The sequence below is a fragment of the Robinsoniella sp. genome, from assembly GCF_034124845.1.
This window is the reverse complement of record NZ_JAWYAJ010000369.1, coordinates 1-1,941: the sequence shown is the minus strand read 5'-3', so window position 1 is coordinate 1,941 and position 1,941 is coordinate 1. Positions and strand designations below refer to the sequence as shown.

Annotated in this window: 2 protein-coding genes; both read left to right on the top strand. The window is 35.2% G+C overall.

What is annotated here, in order from left to right:
• On the top strand, positions 1–649 hold a 649-nt coding region (locus ACH2DQ_RS18675; RefSeq protein ID WP_395027815.1), incomplete at its 5' end, for a hypothetical protein.
• A gap of 12 nt (positions 650–661) precedes the next feature.
• Positions 662–1,513 (top strand): hypothetical protein, encoded by an 852-nt coding sequence (locus ACH2DQ_RS18670; RefSeq protein WP_394915276.1) that lies wholly within the window; start codon positions 662–664, stop codon positions 1,511–1,513.
• Positions 1,514–1,941: the final 428 nt, after the last annotated feature.

Genomic DNA, 1,941 nt, shown 5'->3' with positions numbered 1-1,941 from the left:
AAATCTATATAAATGTGATAAACTGAAGTACATAAATGCAAATATTGCAGTACTGGATTGTGGTGACGGAAAAAGTAAAGCGGATACAGACAGTTTAAAAGAAATTCTGTGTAATAAATTGAAAAACTGTATAAAAGAAAAGAGAACAGTACTGCTTCCGGTACCAAAGTATGGAAGAGGACTGGAGCTGGTGTGTATGCTTGAAGCGATAGAAGAATCCATACATATATATGTTGACAGCATGATATACCAGCAGATTAAAGTGAGCGATGAACAATGGCACACCCATCAAATCCAGAGACAGATACGGCATCTGAGCCACTGGTTTAGAGAACCCGCGATAATAGTAGTCTCTGATGCGCAGTTAAGCAGTGTCCGGAATCAAAGATTTGCAGATAAATTCATCGAACTTGGAGGTCATATCGTCTTTACCGGCCATATTTATAAAAATACGTATGCTGATTTTCTGTTCAACAACGGGAATGCGCAGCTATTTCAGTATCCTGTACATATGAATTATCATCAGGCAAGAACGGTTTGTTCGGATAACCAATTTGAAAAGGTGGTACTATTTCATTCCGCAAATATAATATCTGATAAAAGTCAATTGACAGAATGTGTATCTGTAAAAGATACATTGGAAATCTAGAGGAGAATAAAAATGAAAAGATTATTTACAGCAGTTTTAGCTTCCGTTAGTGTATTTTCTTTATTATATACAGTTCCAGTTAAGGCAGAAGCCAATATGGTACCGGACTATGAAATGAAGTTTCTTATTGATTCGGATAAAGTTCTTAACAGTGACGAGCAGTTAAAGAGTGAATATCGTGATTTTTTCAACACAGGTAAAACATATGAAACGGTTGGGGTTCTGTACATTGAAACACCTGAATATGATTTTTCTGATCAGGGGTGGAATAACAGAATTCGAATAAAAGAAGACAGTGACAATTTTGAACTGACATATAAGAAGAGATATTCTATTGAAAACGGAGATATTGATTCAGCTCTTTCATTGGCTAACAGTGAGGGATTTGATATTTCTGACACAAATTATGAGGCACAGGTAGACTGGGGATATGCGAAAATGACCCTTAGTCTAAGCAATAAGAAAAAAGAGCCAAATAAAGGGTATGATGAGTTAGAATTACCAAAAAAAGATGATGCAATAGAAATCTTAAAAGATAGAATGCCGGGAAAATTAGAAAACTGGCAGGGGAAAAACTGGGGAAAAGATACCCTGGAAAACGGCAAAAAATGCGGTCCTGTTTACTACAGTAAATATGCCGGTAATATATCCGGAATTGATATCGATATTGAAATATGGCCAGTATATAGTAAAACAGAAGATTCAACAGAGTATATTACGGAGGTATCGTTTAAGGAAGATACATATCGTGAAGCACTGGAAAACCGACAAATAGTGATGGATGCTTTAGAATCTAATACGATTATGCTGCATGAAGATTCACTAAAGACACAGAAGATTCTTGACGCATATCTGAAATCGTAATTGAGATGAATGTGGAATTTTCCACGGCTTATGGAATGGATAGATCGCAGCCCAAGATTAGCAATTCGATGGAAATACCCCAGTTCAGTAAAAAGGTGTATGGCATATATAGCCGTATACCTTTTTTAGAAGAAAAATAATGTGATATTTAGATATTATCCAACAGAGTATTACCATATTTTTGAAAATATTCAAATATTTTCTTGACAATTGCATAGATATGGCTTATATTAATAACAGGAACTATTATTAATTTTAGACGATTGGAGAAGTGCCATGAAAAGAGTCTTTGGCAATCTTGAAATAGCTTTTGATATCATGTATTTAGTCTCAGCCTTTATAATAGGAATAGTGCTTCTTATGACATCTTCTTCTGACTTGCATACGCTGGCTGGAATTATGACTATCATATTGGTGGTTGGAGATTC

Excerpts from the sequence above, each read along its gene's own strand:
- ACH2DQ_RS18670 (WP_394915276.1), top strand. The coding sequence starts at position 662 with ATGAAAAGATTATTTACAGCAGTTTTAGCTTCCGTTAGTGTATTTTCT.